This is a genomic window from Actinospica durhamensis, assembly GCF_018139695.1.
Taxonomy (GTDB): Bacteria; Actinomycetota; Actinomycetes; order Streptomycetales; family Catenulisporaceae; genus Actinospica; species Actinospica durhamensis.
Genome location: NZ_JAGSOG010000729.1, coordinates 1 through 461, shown reverse-complemented (window position 1 = coordinate 461; position 461 = coordinate 1). Strand labels below are relative to the sequence as shown.

1 protein-coding gene is annotated in these 461 nt (G+C 73.5%); it reads left to right on the top strand.

All coding sequences use genetic code 11. The features are described from left to right. On the top strand, window positions 1–413 hold a 413-nt coding region (locus tag KDL01_RS41925), incomplete at its 5' end, for an EamA family transporter (protein WP_212534272.1). Window positions 414–461: the final 48 nt, after the last annotated feature.

Below are 461 nucleotides of genomic sequence, written 5' to 3'. Positions count from 1 at the left end.
CGCTGGTGGCGGCCACGTTCCTGGAAAGCCGCTCCCGTGTGCGGGTCGCGCCCCTGGTGTCGATGACCGTCCACTGCGCCACCAGCGCCGTCGTCTTCACCGCGCTCGCCGTGGGCACCGGGGCCGCGAAGCCGCCCGCCGGGACCTCCTTCTGGGTCGCGATCACCTGGCTCGTGGTCCTGTCGACCTTCGGCGGGTACGGGCTGTACTGGCTCATCCTGCGGCGCTCCGGAGTCACCGAGGTCAACACCCTCATGTTCCTCATGGCCCCGGTCACGGCGGTCTGGGGCGCCCTCGCGTTCGACGAGCCGTTCGGCCCGCAGACCGCCCTCGGCCTGGCCGTCGGCCTCACCGCGGTGGTCGTCGTCCACCGCGGGAACGCCTCCCGCGCGCCGCGGCCCGCCCGGCGCTGAGGAGGAAGGCCGAGGAGAAGGCCCGGGGGGACCGGGGAGGTAGGAAAA